General features: G+C 54.3%; 2 protein-coding genes. Both read left to right on the top strand.

Features of this window, described 5'->3' with window-relative positions:
- Positions 1 to 2,008 (top strand): phage tail tip protein (locus tag ACJHYW_RS25125; RefSeq protein ID WP_410233388.1); only part of this gene is annotated, 2,008 nt, incomplete at its 5' end.
- A gap of 67 nt (positions 2,009 to 2,075) precedes the next feature.
- A partial coding sequence (locus ACJHYW_RS25120) for an Ail/Lom family outer membrane beta-barrel protein (protein ID WP_410233387.1) occupies positions 2,076 to 2,422 on the top strand: 347 nt, incomplete at its 3' end.

Below are 2,422 nucleotides of genomic sequence, written 5' to 3'. Positions count from 1 at the left end.
TGGCGGGCGCGTGCTGGCGGTGAACAGCCAGACCCGGACGCTGACGCTCGACCGTGAAATCACGCTGCCATCCTCCGGTACCACGCTGATAAGCCTGGTTGACGGGCAGGGCAATCCGGTCAGCGTGGAAGTCCAGTCCGTCACCGACGGCGTGAAGGTGAAAGTGAGCCGGTTTCCTGACGGGATAGCCGAATACAGCGTGTGGGGGCTGAAGCTGCCGACGCTGCGCCAGCGCCTGTTCCGCTGCGTGAGTATCCGTGAGAACGACGACGGCACGTATGCCATCACCGCCGTGCAGCATGTACCGGAAAAAGAAGCCATCGTGGATAACGGGGCGCACTTTGACGGCGACCAGAGCGGCACGGTGAATGGTGTCACGCCGCCAGCGGTGCAGCACCTGACTGCCGAAGTCACCGCAGACAGCGGGGAGTATCAGGTACTGGCCCGCTGGGACACGCCGAAGGTGGTGAAGGGCGTGAGTTTCATGCTTCGCCTGACCGTGGCAGCGGATGACGGCAGTGAGCGGCTGGTCAGCACGGCCCGGACGGCGGAAACCACATACCGCTTCACGCAACTGGCGCTGGGGAACTACAGGCTGACAGTCCGGGCGGTAAATGCGTGGGGACAGCAGGGCGATCCTGCATCGGTATCGTTCCGGATTGCCGCACCGGCAGCGCCGTCACAGATTGAGCTGACGCCGGGCTATTTTCAGATCACCGCCACGCCGCATCTTGCCGTTTATGACCCGACGGTACAGTTTGAGTTCTGGTTCTCGGAAAAGCGGATTGCGGATATCAGACAGGTTGAAACCACAGCGCGCTATCTTGGCACGGCGCTGTACTGGATAGCTGCCAGTATCAATATCAGGCCGGGCCATGATTATTATTTTTACATCCGCAGTGTGAACACCGTTGGCAAATCGGCATTCGTGGAGGCTGTTGGCCAGCCGAGTGATGATGCATCCGGCTATCTGGATTTTTTCAAAGGAGAGATAGGGAAAACCCATCTGGCTCAGGAGTTGTGGACGCAGATTGATAACGGTCAGCTTGCGCCTGACCTGGCGGAAATCAGAACGTCCATCACGGATGTCAGTAATGAAATCACGCAGACCGTCAATAAGAAACTGGAAGACCAGAGTGCAGCGATCCAGCAGATACAGAAGGTTCAGGTTGATACAAATAATAACCTGAACAGCATGTGGGCTGTGAAGCTGCAGCAGATGCAGGACGGACGCCTTTATATCGCGGGTATTGGTGCCGGTATTGAAAACACCCCTGACGGCATGCAGAGTCAGGTGCTGCTGGCGGCAGACAGGATTGCGATGATTAATCCTGCGAATGGCAACACAAAGCCGATGTTTGTTGGTCAGGGCGATCAGATATTCATGAACGAAGTGTTCCTGAAATACCTGACGGCTCCCACCATTACCAGCGGCGGTAATCCTCCGGCATTTTCCCTGACACCGGACGGGCGGCTGACGGCGAAAAATGCCGATATCAGCGGTAACGTGAATGCGAACTCCGGGACGCTCAACAATGTCACGATTAATCAGAACTGCCGGATTCTGGGAAAACTGTCAGCCAACCAGATTGAAGGCGATATTGTTAAAACGGTGGGCAAAGCTTTCCCCCGGGACTCCCGTGCACCGGAGCGGTGGCCATCAGGAACCATTACCGTCAGGGTTTATGACGATCAGCCGTTTGACCGGCAAATTGTTATCCCGGCGGTGGCATTCAGTGGCGCTAAACATGAGCAAGATCATACTGATATCTACTCCTCATGCCGTCTGATAGTACGAAAAAACGGTGCTGAAATTTATAACCGAACGGCTCTGGATAATACGCTGATATATACGGGTGTTATTGATATGCCTGCAGGCAGTGGTGTCATGACACTGGAATTTTCTGTATCGGCATGGCTGGTAAATGGCTGGTATCCCACAGCAAGTATCAGCGATTTGCTGGTTGTGGTGATGAAGAAAGCCACCGCAGGCATCAGTATCAGCTGAATTTTATAACCCCAATATGGGCGTCAGAAATGACGCCTTTTTTATTGCAGAAAAGCGAGAGGTAATTATGCGTAAATTATGTGCTGTTATTCTGTCCGCAGTAGTCTGGCTGGTTGCCGCTGGTACGCCAGCGAGCGCAGCAGAGCATCAGTCCACACTAAGCGCCGGGTATCTTCAGACCCATACTGATATGCCAGGCAGTGATGACCTGAAGGGCATTAACGTGAAATACCGTTATGAATTTACGGACACGCTGGGGCTGGTGACGTCATTCAGTTATGCCAATGCCAAAGATGAGCAAAAAACGCATTACAGCGATACCCGCTGGCATGAAGATTCAGTGCGTAACCGCTGGTTCAGCATGATGGCGGGGCCATCTGTACGCGTGAATGAATGGTTCAGTGCTTATGCGAT

The organism is Escherichia sp. WS3063 (genome assembly GCF_046486595.1).
GTDB classification, from domain to species: domain Bacteria; phylum Pseudomonadota; class Gammaproteobacteria; order Enterobacterales; family Enterobacteriaceae; genus Escherichia; species Escherichia coli.
The sequence above is the reverse complement of the archived record's forward strand: the minus strand, read 5'-3'. Positions and strand labels throughout refer to the sequence as shown.